The sequence below is a fragment of the Phenylobacterium sp. genome (genome assembly GCF_028290885.1).
Lineage (GTDB): Bacteria > Pseudomonadota > Alphaproteobacteria > Caulobacterales > Caulobacteraceae > Phenylobacterium.
Genome location: NZ_JAQGIZ010000183.1, coordinates 1 through 17215 on the forward strand (window position 1 = coordinate 1; position 17215 = coordinate 17215).

Annotated in this window: 16 protein-coding genes and 1 pseudogene; 12 read left to right on the forward strand and 5 right to left on the reverse strand. The window is 67.8% G+C overall.

The genetic code is table 11. The annotated features are described in order from the left end of the window. A partial coding sequence (locus JWP28_RS12300) for a deaminase (protein ID WP_299543254.1) occupies positions 1–326 on the reverse strand: 326 nt, incomplete at its 3' end. A 9-nt stretch (positions 327–335) separates the two neighbouring features. Continuing rightward, the gene (gpmA, locus tag JWP28_RS12305) at positions 336–1049 is read right to left on the reverse strand and encodes a 2,3-diphosphoglycerate-dependent phosphoglycerate mutase (RefSeq protein WP_299543256.1); all 714 of its coding nucleotides are present in this window, start codon (positions 1047–1049) and stop codon (positions 336–338) included. A 169-nt stretch (positions 1050–1218) separates the two neighbouring features. Between gpmA and JWP28_RS12310 the strand changes: the two genes are divergently transcribed. From JWP28_RS12310 to JWP28_RS12345, 8 genes are all read left to right on the forward strand, one after another. Beyond that, on the forward strand, positions 1219–1464 hold the full coding sequence (locus JWP28_RS12310; protein WP_299543258.1) for a hypothetical protein: 246 nt from the start codon (positions 1219–1221) through the stop codon (positions 1462–1464). Between the two features lie 13 nt (positions 1465–1477). After that, a complete protein-coding gene (locus JWP28_RS12315; protein WP_299543260.1) occupies positions 1478–2479 on the forward strand; it encodes a KpsF/GutQ family sugar-phosphate isomerase in 1002 nt (333 codons plus the stop codon). A gap of 82 nt (positions 2480–2561) precedes the next feature. Continuing rightward, the gene (locus JWP28_RS12320) at positions 2562–4064 is read left to right on the forward strand and encodes a phosphomannomutase/phosphoglucomutase (protein ID WP_299543261.1); all 1503 of its coding nucleotides are present in this window, start codon (positions 2562–2564) and stop codon (positions 4062–4064) included. A 65-nt stretch (positions 4065–4129) separates the two neighbouring features. Next, positions 4130–5056, forward strand: coding sequence for a glycosyltransferase (locus tag JWP28_RS12325; RefSeq protein WP_299543262.1), 927 nt, complete (start codon positions 4130–4132; stop codon positions 5054–5056). Positions 5057–5162: 106 nt separating this feature from the next. Further along, on the forward strand, positions 5163–6473 hold the full coding sequence (locus JWP28_RS12330; RefSeq protein ID WP_299543264.1) for a UDP-glucose/GDP-mannose dehydrogenase family protein: 1311 nt from the start codon (positions 5163–5165) through the stop codon (positions 6471–6473). 396 nt (positions 6474–6869) lie between these two features. Continuing rightward, positions 6870–7904 (forward strand): glycosyltransferase family 2 protein, encoded by a 1035-nt coding sequence (locus JWP28_RS12335; protein ID WP_299543265.1) that lies wholly within the window; start codon positions 6870–6872, stop codon positions 7902–7904. Beyond that, positions 7897–8304: a GtrA family protein gene (locus JWP28_RS12340; RefSeq protein WP_299543267.1), complete on the forward strand. Its 408-nt coding sequence runs from the start codon at positions 7897–7899 to the stop codon at positions 8302–8304. Before JWP28_RS12335 ends, JWP28_RS12340 begins: the two co-directional genes overlap by 8 nt. A 39-nt stretch (positions 8305–8343) precedes the next feature. Continuing rightward, positions 8344–10032, forward strand: coding sequence for a glycosyltransferase family 39 protein (locus tag JWP28_RS12345; protein ID WP_299543268.1), 1689 nt, complete (start codon positions 8344–8346; stop codon positions 10030–10032). On the opposite strand, the gene glmM is transcribed toward JWP28_RS12345, so the two are convergent. Continuing rightward, complete coding sequence (gene glmM / locus JWP28_RS12350) at positions 10029–11387, reverse strand: phosphoglucosamine mutase (protein WP_299543270.1); 1359 nt, start codon at positions 11385–11387, stop codon at positions 10029–10031. The genes JWP28_RS12345 and glmM overlap by 4 nt on opposite strands. Before the next feature lie 122 nt (positions 11388–11509). On the opposite strand from glmM, the gene glmS reads away from it, so the two are divergent. Next, positions 11510–13330 carry a glutamine--fructose-6-phosphate transaminase (isomerizing) gene (gene glmS, locus JWP28_RS12355; RefSeq protein ID WP_299543272.1) on the forward strand — a complete coding sequence of 607 codons (1821 nt, stop codon included), beginning with the start codon at positions 11510–11512 and terminating at the stop codon, positions 13328–13330. A 91-nt stretch (positions 13331–13421) separates the two neighbouring features. On the opposite strand, the gene JWP28_RS12360 is transcribed toward glmS, so the two are convergent. Continuing rightward, positions 13422–13694, reverse strand: coding sequence for a hypothetical protein (locus tag JWP28_RS12360; protein WP_299543274.1), 273 nt, complete (start codon positions 13692–13694; stop codon positions 13422–13424). Between the two features lie 165 nt (positions 13695–13859). Between JWP28_RS12360 and JWP28_RS12365 the strand changes: the two genes are divergently transcribed. From JWP28_RS12365 to JWP28_RS12375, 3 genes are all read left to right on the forward strand, one after another. Next, complete coding sequence (locus tag JWP28_RS12365) at positions 13860–14729, forward strand: UTP--glucose-1-phosphate uridylyltransferase (RefSeq protein ID WP_299543275.1); 870 nt, start codon at positions 13860–13862, stop codon at positions 14727–14729. Between the two features lie 128 nt (positions 14730–14857). Beyond that, complete coding sequence (locus tag JWP28_RS12370; protein WP_299543277.1) at positions 14858–16066, forward strand: NAD-dependent epimerase/dehydratase family protein; 1209 nt, start codon at positions 14858–14860, stop codon at positions 16064–16066. A gap of 3 nt (positions 16067–16069) precedes the next feature. Continuing rightward, on the forward strand, positions 16070–16930 hold the full coding sequence (locus JWP28_RS12375; protein WP_299543279.1) for an SDR family oxidoreductase: 861 nt from the start codon (positions 16070–16072) through the stop codon (positions 16928–16930). On the opposite strand, the pseudogene JWP28_RS12380 reads toward JWP28_RS12375, so the two are convergent. Continuing rightward, positions 16927–17215, reverse strand: a pseudogene (locus JWP28_RS12380) (alpha/beta hydrolase); the annotation flags it as partial. The gene JWP28_RS12375 and the pseudogene JWP28_RS12380 sit on opposite strands and share 4 nt — an antisense overlap.

Below are 17215 nucleotides of genomic sequence, written 5' to 3' on the forward strand. Positions count from 1 at the left end.
GCCGAGGCGTCCGTGCAGGCCACCACCACGCGCGAGACGCCGGCCGCCGCCAGCCGCTCACCGCAGGACGCGTGCCCTGCCGTCCGCTCGCCGCAGGGTTCCAGGGTGACGTAGGCGGTTGCGCCCCGGGCCGCCGCCCCGGCCCGGTCGAGCGCCTGCTCCTCGGCGTGGGGACGCCCGCCCGGCGCGGTGGCCGCCTCGCCCACGACGACCCCGTCCCTGACGATCACGCAGCCGACCGACGGATTGTCGCCGGTCAGGCCGACGTTGGCGCGCGCGAGGGAAATCGCGCGCCGCATCGGGGTCTCGTCGTCCGGCGTGGTCATCGCCGCACCTTATGCGATGGCCGGCAGCGGCTGCGCGCGGGCCTGATCGAGATAGCGGGCCGCCGTCGGTTTCAGGGCGCCATCGAGCTCGATGCGCAGCGGATTGCCGGTGGGGATCTCGACGCCGACGACGGTCTCGCCGTCGAGGCCGAAGAGCAGCTTGGCGATGGCCCGCAGCGAATTGCCGTGGGCGGCGATCAGCAGGGTCTCGCCGGCCGCCAGACGCGGGACGATCTCGCCCTCCCAGTACGGCTGCACGCGCTCCAGCGTGTCCTTCAGGCTCTCGGTGGCCGGCAGGGTCACGCCGGCGTAGCGGCGGTCCTTGGAGAAGTCGAACTCGCTCCCGGGCGGGAGCGGCGGCGGCGGCACGTCGTAGGAGCGCCGCCAGATCTTCACCTGCGCCTCGCCGTGCTTGGCGGCCGTCTCGGTCTTGTTGAGGCCGGTGAGGCCGCCGTAGTGGCGCTCGTTCAGCCGCCAGTGCTTGACCTCGGGCACGAAGGCTTGGCCGCAGGCGGCAAGCGCCAGCCACGACGTGCGGATCGCCCGCGTCAGCACCGAGGTGTAGCAACGGTCGAGCGCCAGCCCCTCGGCGGCGATCAGCTCGCCGCCCTTCGTCGCCTGGGCCTCGCCTTCGGGGGTCAGGTCCACGTCCACCCAGCCGGTGAAGCGGTCCTCCAGGTTCCACTGGCTCTGGCCGTGGCGCAGCAGGATCAGGGTCGGCAAGGCTCGGATCACTCCTGCAGGCGGGACGGTGACCAGCCGCTAGGGGCGGGCGTCCGATCCGTCAAGCAGAACGCGAGCGACGACGGGGCGGGACGACGAGGGGGCGGGACGACGAGGGGGCGGGACGACGACGGATTGGTCCGGCGCGGGGGAGCGGCTATAGAGCCCCATGCTCGACCGCCTCTACCTACCGATCCTGGCGCTGGCCGCCGTGGCCGCCGTCGCCCTGGCGATGGTCTGGCCCCAGGGGTTCGGCGACCGTTCGCCCGACCCGTTCGGCTCGGTCCCGCTGCAGCGGACGCCGGCCATGCAGGCCGCCATGAAGCGCGAGACCGCAGCCGCCCAGCGCAACGGCTCCCAGGCGCGCGACCAGGTGCGGACTTTGCAATCCCAGGCGCTCGCGCCGTCCCAATGAGAGACCGGCTGCAATGAAGGACCTGGGCGCATCGAGGGAGGGGCGCGCAACGAGCGGCTTCGACGCCATCGCGGTCGGCCGCCGGGTGCTCGCCGCCGAGGCCGAGGCGCTCACCGCCCAATCGGCCGCGCTCGACGACAGCTTCACCCAGGCCGTGGACCTGCTGTTCGCCTCCAAGGGCCGGATCGTCTGCACCGGCATGGGCAAGTCCGGCCACGTGGCGCGCAAGATCGCCGCCACCTTCGCCTCCACCGGCTCCTCGGCGTTCTTCGTGCATCCGGCTGAGGCGAGCCACGGCGATCTTGGCATGATCACCCCTGACGACGTGATCCTGGGCCTGTCGAAATCCGGCGAGGCGCCGGAGCTGGCCGATGTGATCGCCTATGCAAAGCGCTTCTCGATCCCGCTGATCGCGCTGACGGCCGAGCCCGGGAGCGCCCTGGGCCAGGCCGCCGACGCGGTCCTCAAGCTCGCCGACGCCAATGAGGCCACGGTGGAGGTCAATGCGCCGACCACCTCCACCACGCTGCAGATCGCGCTTGGCGACGCCCTGGCCGTCGCGCTGCTCGAGCGGCGCGGCTTCAAGCCGTCAGATTTCCGGGTCTTCCACCCCGGCGGCAAGCTCGGCGCGATGCTGCGCACGGTCGGCGACCTGATGCACGGCGCGGACGAACTGCCGCTGGTGGCCGCCGCGACACCGATGAAGGACGCGCTGCTGGTGATGACTGAGAAGCGCTGGGGGATCATCGGCGTGACCGGCGCCGACGGGCGCCTGACCGGAGCCATCACCGACGGCGACCTGCGCCGCCACATTGAAGGCCTGATGTCGCACACCGCCGGCGAGGTGATGACCGCCGGGCCGAAGAAGACCGTGCCGCCCGGCATGCTGGCCTCGGAGGCCCTGGCGCTGATGAGCGACCCGCCGCCGGCGGTCACCGTGCTCTTCGTGGTCGAGGCCGGAAAGCCGGTCGGCATCCTGCACGTCCACGACATCCTGCGCGCCGGTGTGATGTAGCGCCGGGCGCAGTATACCTTCCTGAAGGGCCTTTACGGCTAGCACTGGCCCGTCATCACAAGTCCGAAATCCCGGAGTCCCGATGCTGCCCGCTCCCCGCGCCGACCTCGTCTCCAACACCTACGATTTCGAGAACCAGCCGCTGGTGAAGGCGACCGGTTTTCGGGAATACGATGCGCGCTGGCTGTTCGGGCCGGAGATCAACCTGCTGGGCGTGCAGGCGCTGGGCCTGGGCCTCGGGACCTACATCCACGAGCTCGGCCAGAAACGCATCGTCATCGGCCACGATTACCGGTCCTATTCGCTGAGCATCAAGCAGGCGCTGACCATAGGGCTGGTGGCCGCCGGGTGCGAGGTGATCGACATCGGGCTGGCCACCTCGCCGATGGCCTATTTCGCCCAGTTCGACCTCGACGCGCCCTGTGTCGCCATGGTCACCGCCAGCCACAACGAGTACGGTTGGACCGGCGTGAAGATGGGCGCCCAGCGGCCGCTGACCTTCGGCCCCGACGAGATGGGCCGGCTGAAGGAGATCGTGCTGACCGGGACCTGGAAGCAGCGTCCGGACGGCTCGCTGGCCCACGTCGGCGGCGTCGCCGAGCGCTACATTGCTGACGCCGCCTCGCGCGCCAGTATCTCGCGGCCCCTGAAGGTGGTCTGCGCCTGCGGCAACGGCACGGCGGGGGCCTTCGCGCCCGAGGCCCTGCGCCGCATGGGCGTGGCGGTGGTGGTGGAAATGGACTGCCAGCTCGACTGGAATTTCCCCAAGTACAACCCGAACCCGGAAGACAGCGTCATGCTGCACGCCATGGCCGACGCCGTGCGCCAGCACGACGCCGACCTGGCGCTGGGCTTCGACGGCGACGGCGACCGCTGCGGCGTGGTCGACGACGAGGGCGAGGAAATCTTCGCCGACAAGATCGGCCTGATGCTGGCGAGGGACCTGTCGGCCCTGCACAAGGACGCCACCTTCGTGGTCGACGTGAAGTCCACCGGCCTGTTCGCCACCGACGAGGTGCTGAAGAAGAACGGCGCCAAGACTGTCTACTGGAAGACCGGCCACTCCTACATCAAGCGCAAGACCGCCGAGTTGGGCGCGCTCGCCGGGTTCGAGAAATCCGGCCACTTCTTCTTCAATCCGCCGATCGGCCGCGGCTACGACGATGGCATCGTGGCGGCCGCCGCGATCCTCTCCATGCTCGACCGCAATCCGGACAAGAAGCTCTCGGACCTCAAGAAGGCGCTGCCGGTCGCCTACACCTCGCTCACCATGAGCCCGCATGTGGCCGACGAGGTGAAGTACGGCCTGGTCGACGAGGTGGTCGCCGAATACACCGCGCTCCGCGACGCCGGCGGCAAGATCCTCGGCCGCCGGATCGCCGACCTGATCACCGTCAACGGCGTGCGCGTGGCGCTGGAGGACGGCTCCTGGGTGCTGGTCCGCGCCTCCTCCAACAAGCCGGAGATCGTGGTGGTCGTGGAAAGCACGCAGAGCGAGGACGACATGCGCGCCCTGTTCCACAAGGAGGTGAAACCGCGCCTGGCCAAGCGTCCGCAGGTTGGCGCCTACAATCAGGAAATCTAAGGAGACGGACCGTCTTCGTCTGGCAGAAGTGCTCCGCTCATAGATTGCTCAATATTTGAAGGTTCATGACCCATACCCGCCCCCCAGACAGTTCAGCGCGCAATGCCGACGTCTCGATCATCGTCTGCACGAAGGACCGGTGCGCTGACCTTCGGGACATGCTGGCCAGTCTCGGGCGAGCCCGGGTTCCCCCAGCCTGGCGCGTCGAACTGATCGTGGTCGACAACGGGTCTTCCGACGAAACCAAGCGCATCTTCTCGGAGGCCACCCTGCCCGGCATGGAAGCGCGGTACGTATTCGAGCCGCGCCGGGGTAAGAGCAACGGACTGAACACGGGTGTTACGGTCAGCGCCGGATCGGTTCTGCTGATGACCGACGACGACGTCCGGGTGCCGGTCAACTGGATCGAAGACATGTGCCAGCCGATTCTTTCCGGCGCGGTCGACGCCGTGCAGGGAGGCGTGCTGTTGGCGCCCCATTTGGATCGCCCTTGGCTGACAGGCGCGCTTCGCGTCTGGGTCGCCGGCGTCGAGGATCCGGACGATCCGCCTGAGGGCCTGGTCGGCGCCAATATGGCCGTCAGCCGCAAGGCCTTCGATCGGGTGGGGCCCTATGACACCCGCTTGGGACCTGGCGCCTCTGGCAATTTCGAGGACACGATGTTCGGCTGGGCGCTACAGGACGCCGGAATGAAGATTCGCTACCTGCCCGCCGTCGCCGTCGAGCACAACTTCGACGCCAAGCGCCTGACCATTGAAAGTCTCATGAGCGCCGCACGACGCATGGCAGTGTCGCGCGCCATCGTGAACCGCGACCGCGATCCTGCCTGGCGCCGACCGTCGGTGTTCGCACTCATCGCGCAGCTTCCGGGCCTAGTGTGGCGCAGCTTGACGCAGCTTACCCGGCTGGCGACCCGCCGCGAACCCGACTCCGGCTTCATGACTCACTATTACCGCCTCAAGCTCTGGCAGGCGCAGCGCAAGGCGATCTGACCGGCCTCGGCAGCCTGACCTTGACGGCGGGTTTCCACGCCGGGCGCTGGCGCAAAGGCTGGCGACGTGCTGAAAGCGCCACCGGCGCACAACGGAGTGGTCTTTCATGCACGTGGCTATGATCGGGACGGGCTATGTGGGCCTCGTCAGCGGCGCCTGTTTCGCCGACTTCGGGCACACCGTCACCTGCATCGACAAGGATGCGGCGAAGATCGAGCGCCTGCAGGCCGGCGGCATCCCGATCTACGAGCCGGGCCTCGACCTGCTGGTCGCCCAGAACGTCAAGGCCGGGCGGCTGTTCTTCTCCACCGACGCCTCCGAAGCCGTGCGCGCCGCCGACGCGGTGTTCATCGCGGTCGGCACGCCGTCGCGCCGCGGCGACGGCCACGCGGACCTTTCCTACGTCTACGCCGCCGCCGAGGAGGTCGCGGGCTGGATCGACGGCTTCACCGTGGTGGTCACCAAGTCCACGGTGCCGGTCGGCACCGGCGACGAGATCGAGACGATCATGCGGCGCGTGCGGCCAGACGCCGACATCGCCGTGGTCTCCAACCCGGAGTTCCTGCGCGAGGGCGCGGCCATCGAGGACTTCAAGCGGCCCGACCGCGTTGTGGTCGGGACCACCGAGCCGCGGGCCCAGGCGCTGATGCGGGAGCTCTACCGGCCGCTCTATCTCAACGAGACGCCGATTGTCTTCACCGACCGGCGGACGAGCGAGCTGACCAAGTACGCGGCCAACGCCTTCCTGGCGATGAAGATCACCTTCATCAACGAAGTAGCGACCCTGTGCGAGGCGGTCGGCGCCGACGTCCAGCAGGTGGCCAGGGGCATCGGCCTCGACAAGCGGATCGGCGGGAAGTTCCTGAACGCCGGGCCCGGCTACGGCGGCTCCTGCTTCCCGAAGGACACCCTGGCCCTGGTGCGCACCGCGCGCGAGGCCGGCGCGCCGGTTGAGCTGATCGAGACCACCGTGCGGATCAATGACGCGCGCAAGAAGGCGATGGCCGCGAAGGTCGGCAAGGCGATCGGCGCCAACCTCAAGGGCAAGACCGTGGGCGTACTGGGCCTCACCTTCAAGCCCAACACCGATGACATGCGCGACGCGCCCTCGCTCGACATCGTGCCCGCGTTGCAGGCCCAGGGCGCCCGCGTCCAGGCCTTCGATCCGGAGGGCGCCCACGAGGCCCGCCAGCTGCTCCGCGACGTGGACTTCAAGGACGACGCCTACGGCGCGGCCGCGGGCGCCGACGTCCTGGTGATCATCACCGAATGGGACCAGTTCCGGGCGCTCGACCTCGACCGCATCAAGCTGCTGATGAAGGCTCCGGTGCTGATCGACCTGCGCAACATCTACAAGCCCGACGACATGCGCGCCCGCGGCTTCGCCTACACCAGCGTAGGCCGGCCGGCGGCCTAGGAAGCGATCCGGGCCCGGCTCCTGAAGATCAGGAGCCCGAGGCGCTGATCCGCAACAGGACCTGGCCGATCCACAGGGCGCCCGCCCAGAAGGCCAGAGCCAGAAGCAAGACGAACGCGAGGCAGGCGAGCGAACTGACGCTTCGGCCCACCAACCGCGGCGCGCCTCCGAAAGCGAGGTGGCGACCCATTGTTTCTCCCACGCTCTTTTTTTTCGAATCCCCGCCGGTCGAGCGGCCAGGACATTGCTAATTTGTCATAATCCTTACGGCTTGGGTAGGGTTGCCGCAGCCCCGCGAACCCGAACGCAGGCGAACGTCGTGACGCCGGCATCGGATTTGGTTAAGCCTTGGCTGCTATGTCACGGCCAAGCCCATGGCCTTTTTGAGAGAATCCCTTGGCGAAGCGGCCTAGCGCAACTGCGTCCAAGACCGTCGCGGTGCGCGCCTCCAAGCCGTCGACCGCGCGGCGGCCCGTGCGCGCCCCGAAGGTATCGGTAGTCGTCCCCTGCTATAACGAGCAGGAGACATTGCCGGCCTTTGCCGACCGAATGACCGCGGCGTGTCGCGCCGTCGCCGGCGCCTCCTATGAGATCATCTTCGTCAATGACGGCTCACGGGATCGTACCTGGAACATAATCGAGACGCTTAGCCGCGGCGATCCCCGCATCGTCCGGGTAAACCTGGCCCGCAATCATGGCCACCAACTCGCCGTGACCGCCGGCATGTCGATCGTGCGCGGCGATTGGATCCTGATCATTGACGCGGACCTGCAGGATCCACCTGAAATGCTGGCGGACATGATGAAGCTGGGCGCAGACGGCTTCGAGGTCATTTACGCTCGCCGCCGAGCCCGGGCCGACGAAACGCACTTCAAGGTGGCGACGGCGAAGCTCTTTTACCGCCTCCTGGGCTCGATATCGGAGGTGAACATTCCGCAGGACGTCGGCGACTTTCGCCTCATTTCCCGTCGGATCGCCGACCGACTGAACGCCATGCCCGAGCAGGACCGCTTTATCCGCGGCATGGTGGCCTGGCTGGGCGGACGGCAGACCGAGATTCTCTACGACCGTGATCCGCGCTACGCCGGCGAGACCAAATACACCCTTAGCAAGATGATTCGCCTGGCGTTGGCGGGACTGACGGGCTTTTCCACCGCGCCGCTCAATCTGGCGATCATCTTGGCCTTCGTCGGCATCGCCATGGGCTTTGCCATCGTGGTCTACATCCTGATCGGCTATTTCTTTGGCCAGGCGACACGCGGCTGGAGCAGCTTGGCGCTGATCACCGTCTTCTTCGGCGTGGGCCAATTCTTCTGCATCGCGATCATGGGCGCCTATCTCGGGCGCACCTACATGCAGGTGAAAGGCCGGCCGCTCTATCTCATCGACGAGATCGTGACAGCGGAGCCCCGCAAACCGCGCAATGGGTGAGCTCGTCGGCGAGATCCTGCGCTTCGGCCTGGTGGGCGCGGCCAACACGGCCCTCGGTCTTGGAATCACCTCGGCGCTCGACCTTCGGCTGCACATCAATCCTCAAGTCGCCAACGCCATCGGCTATGCCGCGGGCATGGTGCTGAGTTACGTGATGTCCCGGGTCTTCGTGTTCCGCCGCGCCGCCGAAGCGGAGCTTACGGGGCCTAAGTTCGTCGCCAGCCTGGCGATCGCCTTTGTAGTCAACCAGGTGGCGCTCCTAATCGTCGGACGGGCGCTGGGTCCCAGCCAACTTATGCACTTCGCGGCGCAGGTTCTCGCTATGGTCAGCTACACCGTTGTGAACTTCGTACTCTGCCGTTTCTGGGTATTTCGGAAAACGCAGATGAGTCCTGCCTGAGGCAGGGACGGTAGCCGGCTGCTTGGGGGAGCACCAAAAATGGAGTCGAAGACCGAGTGGCGTTCGCCAAAAGAGCTGCTTTGGGCGAGCTGGGGGCTACTCTTACTCCTCGAGGCCTTCCTGCTGTACGCCGCCTTCCACGGCGGCCAGTTCTCCAGGATTATCCCGTGGGACGACTGCAGCGTCCTCGATCTGGCCCTGCTCAGGCTACAGACCGCGAGCGGCGCGGCCTCGCTGCTTGGCCTTGCGCTGAAGGCGCAGGATCTCGCACCGCACAGCCCCATCGCCGACATCCAGGCGATGCTGGGTTATCTCGTCAGCGGGGGCCGGGTTTGGGGGCCCTATGCCCTGAACGTCGCGCCACTGGCGCTAGGTCTGTGGCTGGCGTGGCCGACGCTGGCGCGGCGACCGCCCCACGTCCTGGCGCCGCTTCTGCTGGCGCTGAGCTTCCATCCGCTGACTGTCTATAGCCTCACCAATCTGAAGTCGGACTGGAAGGGCGGGTTCTTCGCCGCACTGTCGATCTACGTCTTTGTCCAGGCCGTGCGGACGATGTCACGCCGTGATTGGCTGGCCGCCTCGGCGCTGATGGGGGCGGCGGTCCTCTGTAAGCTGACGGCCTTCTACGTGCCGCCGCTGGCTCTGATCATGTTGGGCTATTTCGAGTTTGTGGCCGCCCTGCTCAATTCGACCGAGGCGCCGGGCCGCAGCCTCGCGTCTTCCATCGTCGAAGCTCTGAAGGCGATGCTGGGACGGTGGCGAGACATCGCGCTGGAGACCGCACTGATCGCGGGCCCCTACGGCCTGTTCCTGCTCTACGGGAGCCATTCGCATTTCAACACCATCCAGTACATCAAAGCCGCGTTGTCGAGCACCTGGACCGACGGGCTCAGCTGGCTTGGCCGCACCGAATTCTATGGGCCAACCGCGAACCCTGCCTGGGGCCCTGTGGCCTGGCTTCTGCCGCTGACAGCTGCGATTTCGATCTACATCGCATTGCGGAGCCGGCGAGCGGAATTGTGGCTCCCTCTTGTGCTCGGATTGCCCACGCTCGCACTGTTCGCCGCGCCGCTGATCTTCGCAAAGACGTCGAATATCGAGTTCGCGGGCCTGTTTATTGGAATCGCCTTGGGGATGACGCTTGCGCTGGCCGCCGACATCGCTTCGGAAGGTCGCCGATGGTCGCTCGCCATAGGAGCGCTACTCATCGCCGGTTGCTTTCTTTCAACGTTCGAATCGTACCGCCGGCCGCTGACCCCGCAGCAACTACGAGACCAAGACTACGCCGTATCGGTCTACGAGACGGTCACAAACAAGATCATTGCGCTGCGGAAGGACGCGGACACTGGTCTCAACGTCTACTATGAAGACACCATATATCCCGAGCCGAATCTAAATCTTAGATATTTTGAAAAGACCGGCGGACGACTGGACGTCACGCGGATCGATGCCCTTCCAGGCGCCCCGAAAGCACCTGCATTCAAGGACGCTGACTTTAGCCTGGTCGCATCACCAGACCCAGGCGTCGCAACGGTCGGCTACGCGCCCGACCAATTCCATTGGACCACGAAGAACTCGGCGCTAGCCCACGACTTCGTCAGCCACCTTCCGAATCAGACCCTGGTCCAAAGCTTCCCGTGGAAGGGCGGACGCATCGAACTCTACCGCCGGGTCGATCCCCCTTCGGCAGCGGCGTCAGCACCTCCGGCGAGCGCCGTTTCCCCTTAGGCGGCTACGGCGGCCTTCTTCACCGCGCCGGCGATCTCCTTGACCACTTGTGAAACCAGCTTCTCGTCGTCGCCCTCGGCCATGATGCGGATCAGCGGCTCGGTGCCGGAGGCGCGGACCAGGATGCGGCCCGAGCCGTTGAGGCGCTCCTCGGCGCTGGCGATCGCCCCCTGCACCTCGGCGTCCTCCAGCGGCTTGCCGGACCCGAAGCGGACGTTCTCCAGCTTCTGCGGGACGGGCTCGAACTGGCGGGCGAGTGCGCTCATCGGCTTGTCGCCTTCCTTCAGCACCGCCAGCACCTGCAGGGCGGCCAGCAGGCCGTCGCCGGTGGTGGAGAAGTCGGAGAGGATGATGTGGCCGGACTGTTCGCCGCCCAGGTTGAAGCCGCCCTCGCGCATGCGCGCCATCACCGCGCGGTCGCCGACTGGCGTGCGCTCCAGCGTCAGCTTGCGCGCCTTGAGGAACCGCTCGAGACCGAGGTTCGACATCACCGTGGCCACCACGCCGCCGCCGGCGAGACGACCTTTCGAGGCCCAGTGCCCGGCGATCAGCGCCATGATCTGGTCGCCGTCGACGATCTGGCCCTTCTCATCGCAGATCACCAAGCGGTCGGCGTCGCCATCCAGCGCGATGCCGATGTCGGCGCGATAGTCCTTGACCAGCTTCTGCATGGCGGCCGGCGAGGTGGAGCCGACCTCCTCGTTGATGTTGAAGCCGTTGGGCGCGACGCCCACCGGGATCACCTCGGCGCCCAGCTCGTAGAGCGCCTCGGGGGCCACCTTGTAGGCCGCGCCGTTGGCGCAATCGATGACGATGCGCATGCCCGAGAGGCTCAGCCGCCGCGGGAAGGTCGCCTTGGCGATCTCCACATAGCGCGCCTGACTGTCGTCGATCCGCTGCACGCGCCCAAGCCCCATCGGCGAGGCCAGGTTCTCCTGGAGGCCCTGGTCCATCAGGGCCTCGATCTCCAGCTCGCGCTCGTCGGAAAGCTTGTAGCCGTCGGGGCCGAACAGCTTGATGCCGTTGTCGGAAAAGGCGTTGTGCGAGGCCGAGATCATCACGCCCAGGTCGGCGCGCAGTGACCGGGTCATCATCGCCACGCCTGGCGTCGGCAGCGGCCCGAACAGGCGCACGTCCATGCCCACGGATGTGAAGCCGGCCACCAGCGCCGGCTCGATCATGTAGCCGGACAGCCGCGTGTCCTTGCCGATCACCACCAGGTGGCGGCGGTCGTCCTTGGACATGAACAGCTTGCCCGCCGCCATGCCGACCCGCAACGCCACCTCGGCGGTCATGGGAAAGCGGTTGGCCTCACCGCGGATGCCGTCGGTGCCGAAATAGGCGCGCTTGCTCATCGAGTGCTCACGAAACGATCCGAAACCCAGATTTAGTCGACGTGCCTTTGGCGAATGGTAAAGCCGCTGTCTCGCGGCCTCACCCGCCGCAACGGAACTATCACAAAAGGACGCCATACCCCATGTGCGGCATTATCGGCATCGTCGGGACCAAGCCGGTCGCAGAGCGTCTGATCGAGAGTCTCAAGCGGTTGGAATACCGCGGCTACGATTCCGCCGGCCTCGCCGCGCAGGTCGACGGCAAGCTGCAGCGCCGCCGCGCGCCGGGCAAACTGCGTGAGCTGGAAGCCGTGGTGGCGGCTGAGCCGCTGCTGGCCGAGACCGGCATCGGTCATACCCGCTGGGCGACCCACGGCGCGCCCACGGAACGCAACGCCCATCCGCATATCTCCGGGAATGTGGCGGTGGTCCACAACGGCATCATCGAAAACTTCGCCGAGCTGAAGGCCGAGCTGCAGGCCAAGGGCCGGGTGTTCTCCAGCGATACCGATACCGAGGTGGTGGCCCACCTGGTGGACGAGGCGCTGAATGACGGCCTGGCGCCGGCCGCCGCCTTCAAGGCGACGTTGGACAAGCTGCGCGGGGCCTATGCGCTGGCCGTGCTGGTCGGCGGCGAGCGCGAGGTGATCCTGGGCGCGCGCAAGGGGCCGCCGCTGGCGGTGGGCTACGGCGACGGCGAGATGTTCATCGGGTCGGACGGGCTGGCGCTCGGGCCTTTCACCAACCGCGTGGCCTATCTCGAGGACGGCGACTACGTCGTCATCGATCACAACTCGGCCAAGATCTTCGACGAGGCGGGCCTTCCAGCCGACCGGCCGATCAAGACGCTGGCCGCCTCCGCTGCGATCATGGAGAAGGGCAACTACCGCCACTTCATGGAAAAGGAGATCCACGACCAGCCTGAGGGGTGCCAGCGCACCATCGCGGCCTATGTGGACACGCTTACCGACCGCACCACCATCCCGGGCGGCATCGACTTCGCCTCGCTCGACCGCATCCAGATCGTGGCCTGCGGCACGGCATACATCGCGGGCATGCTGGGCAAATACCTGATCGAGCAGATGGCCGACCTGCCGGTCGATGTCGAGGTCGCCTCGGAGTTCCGCTACCGCGAGCCGTCGCTCCGCCCAGGCTCGCTCGCGATCGCCATCTCACAGTCGGGGGAAACCGCCGACACCCTGGCCGCCCTGCGCTACTGCCAGGCCAAAGGCATGAAAAGCGCCGCCCTGGTCAATACGGTGGAGTCGACCATCGCCCGCGAGGCCGACGTGGTCTGGCCGATCCACTGCGGGCCGGAAATCGGCGTCGCCTCGACCAAGGCCTTCACCGCCCAGGTCAGCATGCTGACCACCCTGGCCGTCGCCGCGGCCCGCGCGCGCGGGCGGATCGACGAGGCCGAAGAACAGCGGCTGGTCCGCGTCCTGCTGGAAGCCCCCCGGTTGATCGCCGAATCGATTAACCTCGAAGACGCCGTCCGCGCCGTGGCCGTCGAGGTCGCCAAGGCCCGCGACGTGCTGTTCCTCGGCCGCGGACCGATGTTCCCGCTGGCCCTGGAGGGGGCCCTGAAGCTCAAGGAGATCAGCTATATCCACGCCGAGGGCTATGCCGCCGGCGAGCTGAAGCATGGGCCGATCGCGCTGGTCGACGAGGAAACGCCGATCGTCATCCTGGCGCCGTTCGACAGCTACTTCGAGAAGTCGGCATCGAACATGAGCGAGGTCATGGCCCGCGGCGGCCAGGTCGTGTTCATCACCGATCCCGACGGCGAACGCCACGCGCCGGCCGGCGCCCGGGTGGTGGTCACGGCGCCACGCTGCGATCCGCTGATCGCGGCCCTGGTGATGGCCGCCCCGATCCAGCTCCTGGCCTACTATGTCGCCGTGCAGAAGGGCGCCGACGTCGACCAGCCGCGCAATCTCGCCAAGTCGGTGACGGTCGAGTAACCGCGGGCTTCGCCGGCGGACAGCTCAAAAGGAAACGGCCGCCCCCGTTAAGGGGCGGCCGCGCCTAGTCCAGACCCAGAGGGTCGTAAACTTACTTCTTTTCGGTCGTGGTCGTGCTCGACGACATCGAGCCGGTCGCGGGCGGGGTGGCCGCCGACGGGGTCGTGGTGGTGGTGGTCGTAGCCGTGGTGTTGCCGGCGTCGGCCGGAGCCGTCGCCGAAGCGTCCGCCGCCGGCGGAGTCGTCGCCGAGTCCGTCGCGGTGGTCGTGGTGGTGGCCGTGTCTTCAGCCTTCTTCTGGCAGGCGGACAGGCTCAGGGCCAGGGCCGCAGCGGCAGCGACCGAAGTGATAATACGCAGTTTCATGGATTGCTCCCCTGGAGGACTATCCCCCGACAAAGGACGACTCTTACACGGCTTCGTGAGTTCCCGAAATCGTGATCGTGCGTCCGAGGTGCTTTTTCGTCGCACCGGCGATGGATTTCAAGCCCCACGTCATCTAGTCCCGCCAGACGAGGTTCGGAGAGGTCGATGAGCAAGCGGGTTCGCAAGGCGGTGCTGCCGGTGGCGGGGATGGGGACGCGGGTCCTGCCGGGCGCCAAGACCACGCCGAAGAACCTGCTGAACGTCGTCGACCGGCCGATCCTTTCCTACGTGGTGGAGGAGGCCCGGGCCGCCGGCATCGAGCATTTCGTGTTCATCGTCGGCCGCGGCCAGGGCGCCATCGAGGACTACTTCGACTCAAACCCCGAGATCGAGGCCGCCCTGGAGGCCAAGGGCAAGACCGAGATCCTCGCCGACGTGCGCCGCGACCTGCCGAAGCCCGGCGAGATGAGCTTCATCCGCCAGATGGCCCCGCTGGGCCTGGGCCACGCGGTGTGGTGCGCCAGGGACGTGATCGGCGACGAGCCGTTCGCGGTGATGCTGCCGGACATGCTGATGGCCGCCGAGCGCTCGGCGCTGGCCCAGGCGGTGGACGCCTACGACCAGGTCGGCGGCAACATCGTCGTCGTGGAACCGGCGCCGGACGGAGAGGCCCACAAGTACGGCATCGTCGCGCTGGACGGTCATGACGGCCGGCTGAACCGCATGACCGGCATGGTCGAGAAGCCCGCGCCGGGGACCGAGCCCTCGAACCTGTTCATCTCCGGCCGCTACATCCTGCAGCCCGAGATCTTCGAGATCCTGGAGACCCAGGAGCGGGGCGCCGGGGGCGAGATCCAGCTCACCGACGGCATGTTCAACCTCATGAAGAGCCAGTCCTTCCACGCGCTCGAGTACGAAGGGACCACCTACGACTGCGGCGACAAGATCGGCCTGCTGCGCGCCAACGTCGCCTTCGCCCTTCGCCGCCCCGACCTTGCCGACGAGGCCCGCGCGGCGATCAAGGCGCTGCTGTAGCTCGACGCCTTCACGGGCCTGTCGCATTCCCAGCCTAGCCCCGGTGCGACCGGATGACGCAGATTCGGTTGGCGAACCTGCGTTCCGTGCGTTAGCCGTTCCGCGGGGGAATTCGAACGGAGCAGCGCATGCGCGTTCTGATCCTCGGCGGCGACGGCTTCTGCGGGTGGCCGACGTCCCTGCACCTCTCCGCCCGCGGCCATGAGGTCGCCATCGTCGACAACGGCTCGCGCCGGCGGATCGATGAGGAGCTGGGCGCCGGATCGCTGACCCCCATCGCCGACCTCAAGGCGCGGCTTTGCGCCTGGACGGAGGTCTCCGGCCGGACCATCGCGGCGCACGCGCTCACCGTCGGCCGGGACTTCGAGGCCCTGCTCGGCCTGCTGAAGAGCTTCCGCCCCGACGCCATCGTCCATTTCGCCGAGCAGCGGGCCGCGCCCTATTCGATGAAGTCGGCGCACCACAAGCGCTACACCGTAGGCAACAATGTCTGCGCCACCCACGACGTGCTGGCCGCCATCGTCGAGAGCGGCTTCGACATCCATCTGGCGCACCTGGGCACCATGGGGGTCTACGGCTACGGCTCGGCGGGCGTGGCGATCCCCGAGGGCTACCTGACCGTGCAGATGGAGACCGCGGACGGCTGGGCGCCGTGCGAGATCCTCTATCCCGCCGCCCCCGGCTCGATCTACCACCTGACCAAGACCCAGGATGCGCTAGCCTTCCAGTTCTATGCCAAGAACGACGGCGTCCGGATCACCGACCTGCACCAGGGGATCGTCTGGGGCGCCCAGACCGCCGAGACCCGGGCCGATCCCAGGCTGATCAACCGCTTCGACTACGACGGCGACTACGGCACGGTCTTAAACCGGTTCCTGATGCAGGCCGCGGTCGGCTATCCGCTGACGGTGCACGGCGCCGGCGGCCAGACGCGGGCGTTCATCAACATCCAGGACACGGTGCGCTGCGTGGAGCTGGCCCTGTCGCATCCGCCCAGGCGCGGCGAGCGGGTGAAGGTGATGAATCAGATGACCGAGTGCTGGCGGGTCCGTGACCTCGCCCAGATGGTGGCCCGCCTGACGGGGGCCGAGATCGCCCACCTGCCCAATCCGCGGCAGGAGGCCGACGAGAACCAGCTCCTCGTCGAGAACCGCCGGCTGCTGGCGCTGGGCCTCGATCCGATCACCCTGGAGGACGGCCTGCTGCTGGAGATCGCCGAAGTCGCCCGCCGCTACGCGCATCGCGCCGACCTCTCGAAGATCCCGAGCGTCTCCTGCTGGAACGCGGAGCGCGCCGCGGCGACCACGGCGGCGGGTGCGTTGCAGGCGGCGGAATAGCGATTGCGGCTGTTCACATTCGGCTACGGCTACTCGGCCCGCGCACTTGCCCGCCGGCTTAAGCCCAAGGGTTGGGCAGTCGCCGCGACCGTGCGCGGTCCCGCCGACGCCGCGCGGCTGGAGGCCGAGGGGATTACGGCGGTCCCGCTCGCTGACCGCGGCCGGCTGGCTGATGAATTGGCGCGGAGTCACGCCCTGCTGGTCACCGCCCCGCCAGACGCCGGCGGCTGTCCCGGGCTGCGGGCCCTGGCCCCGGCCCTGGCGTCGGCCGGCGCCTTCCCCGACGGGACCGGCTATCTCTCCACCACCGGCGTCTACGGCGACCGGGGCGGCGGGTGGGTGTTCGAGGCGAGCCGGCTTTCCGCCCAGTCCGTCGAGGGCGCGCGCCGGGTCGGCGCCGAGCGCGACTGGCTGGAGGTCGGCCGCGGTATGGGGCTGACGGTGGCGATCTTCCGCCTGCCCGGCATCTACGGTCCCGGCCGATCGGCCCTCGACCGCCTGCGGGCCGGCGGGGCGCGCCGGATCGTGAGCGCCGGCCAGGTGTTCTCCCGCATCCATGTGGATGACCTGGCCGCGGGCCTGGAGGCCTCGATGGCGCGGCCCAGGGCGGGCGCGATCTACAACCTCTGCGACGACGAGCCGGCGCCGAATTCCGACGTCGTCGCCTATGCGGCCGGCCTGCTGGGGCTACCCCCGCCGCCTGAAGTCCCGCTGGCGGAGGCCAACCTCTCCGCCGCCGCCCTGCGCTTCTACGCCGAGAGCAAACGCGTCTCGAACGCGCGGGCGAAGGCCGAACTCGGCTGGCGGCCGGCCTATCCGACTTACCGGGAAGGGCTGACGGCGATCCTTGAAGCCGGCGGTTAGAGCTCCTCCACCGCCGCGATCAGTCGGTCGATGTCCTGCGGGCGCGAGAGGCGATGGTCGCCGTCCTTGACCAGGGTGAACACCACGTCCTCGCCCTTGATCGCCTGGGCCAGTTCCAAGGCATGTCGCCAGGGGACGTCGGGGTCGGCCCCGCCCTGCAGGATGCGCACCGGGACCGCGATGGGCACAGGCTCGGCGGTGAGGATCGACCAGCGGGCGCCATCCTCGAGCAGGGTCCTGGTTATCGGATAGGGATCGCCGTACTCGGACGGGCGCAGCCAAATT

Coding starts and splice junctions, on each gene's coding strand:
- JWP28_RS12310 (WP_299543258.1), top strand. CDS start 1,219: ATGCTCGACCGCCTCTACCTACCGATCCTGGCGCTGGCCGCCGTGGCC.
- JWP28_RS12315 (WP_299543260.1), top strand. CDS start 1,478: ATGAAGGACCTGGGCGCATCGAGGGAGGGGCGCGCAACGAGCGGCTTC.
- JWP28_RS12320 (WP_299543261.1), top strand. CDS start 2,562: ATGCTGCCCGCTCCCCGCGCCGACCTCGTCTCCAACACCTACGATTTC.
- JWP28_RS12325 (WP_299543262.1), top strand. CDS start 4,130: ATGACCCATACCCGCCCCCCAGACAGTTCAGCGCGCAATGCCGACGTC.
- JWP28_RS12330 (WP_299543264.1), top strand. CDS start 5,163: ATGCACGTGGCTATGATCGGGACGGGCTATGTGGGCCTCGTCAGCGGC.
- JWP28_RS12340 (WP_299543267.1), top strand. CDS start 7,897: ATGGGTGAGCTCGTCGGCGAGATCCTGCGCTTCGGCCTGGTGGGCGCG.
- JWP28_RS12345 (WP_299543268.1), top strand. CDS start 8,344: ATGGAGTCGAAGACCGAGTGGCGTTCGCCAAAAGAGCTGCTTTGGGCG.
- glmM (WP_299543270.1), bottom strand. CDS start 11,387: ATGAGCAAGCGCGCCTATTTCGGCACCGACGGCATCCGCGGTGAGGCC.
- glmS (WP_299543272.1), top strand. CDS start 11,510: ATGTGCGGCATTATCGGCATCGTCGGGACCAAGCCGGTCGCAGAGCGT.
- JWP28_RS12360 (WP_299543274.1), bottom strand. CDS start 13,694: ATGAAACTGCGTATTATCACTTCGGTCGCTGCCGCTGCGGCCCTGGCC.
- JWP28_RS12365 (WP_299543275.1), top strand. CDS start 13,860: ATGAGCAAGCGGGTTCGCAAGGCGGTGCTGCCGGTGGCGGGGATGGGG.
- JWP28_RS12370 (WP_299543277.1), top strand. CDS start 14,858: ATGCGCGTTCTGATCCTCGGCGGCGACGGCTTCTGCGGGTGGCCGACG.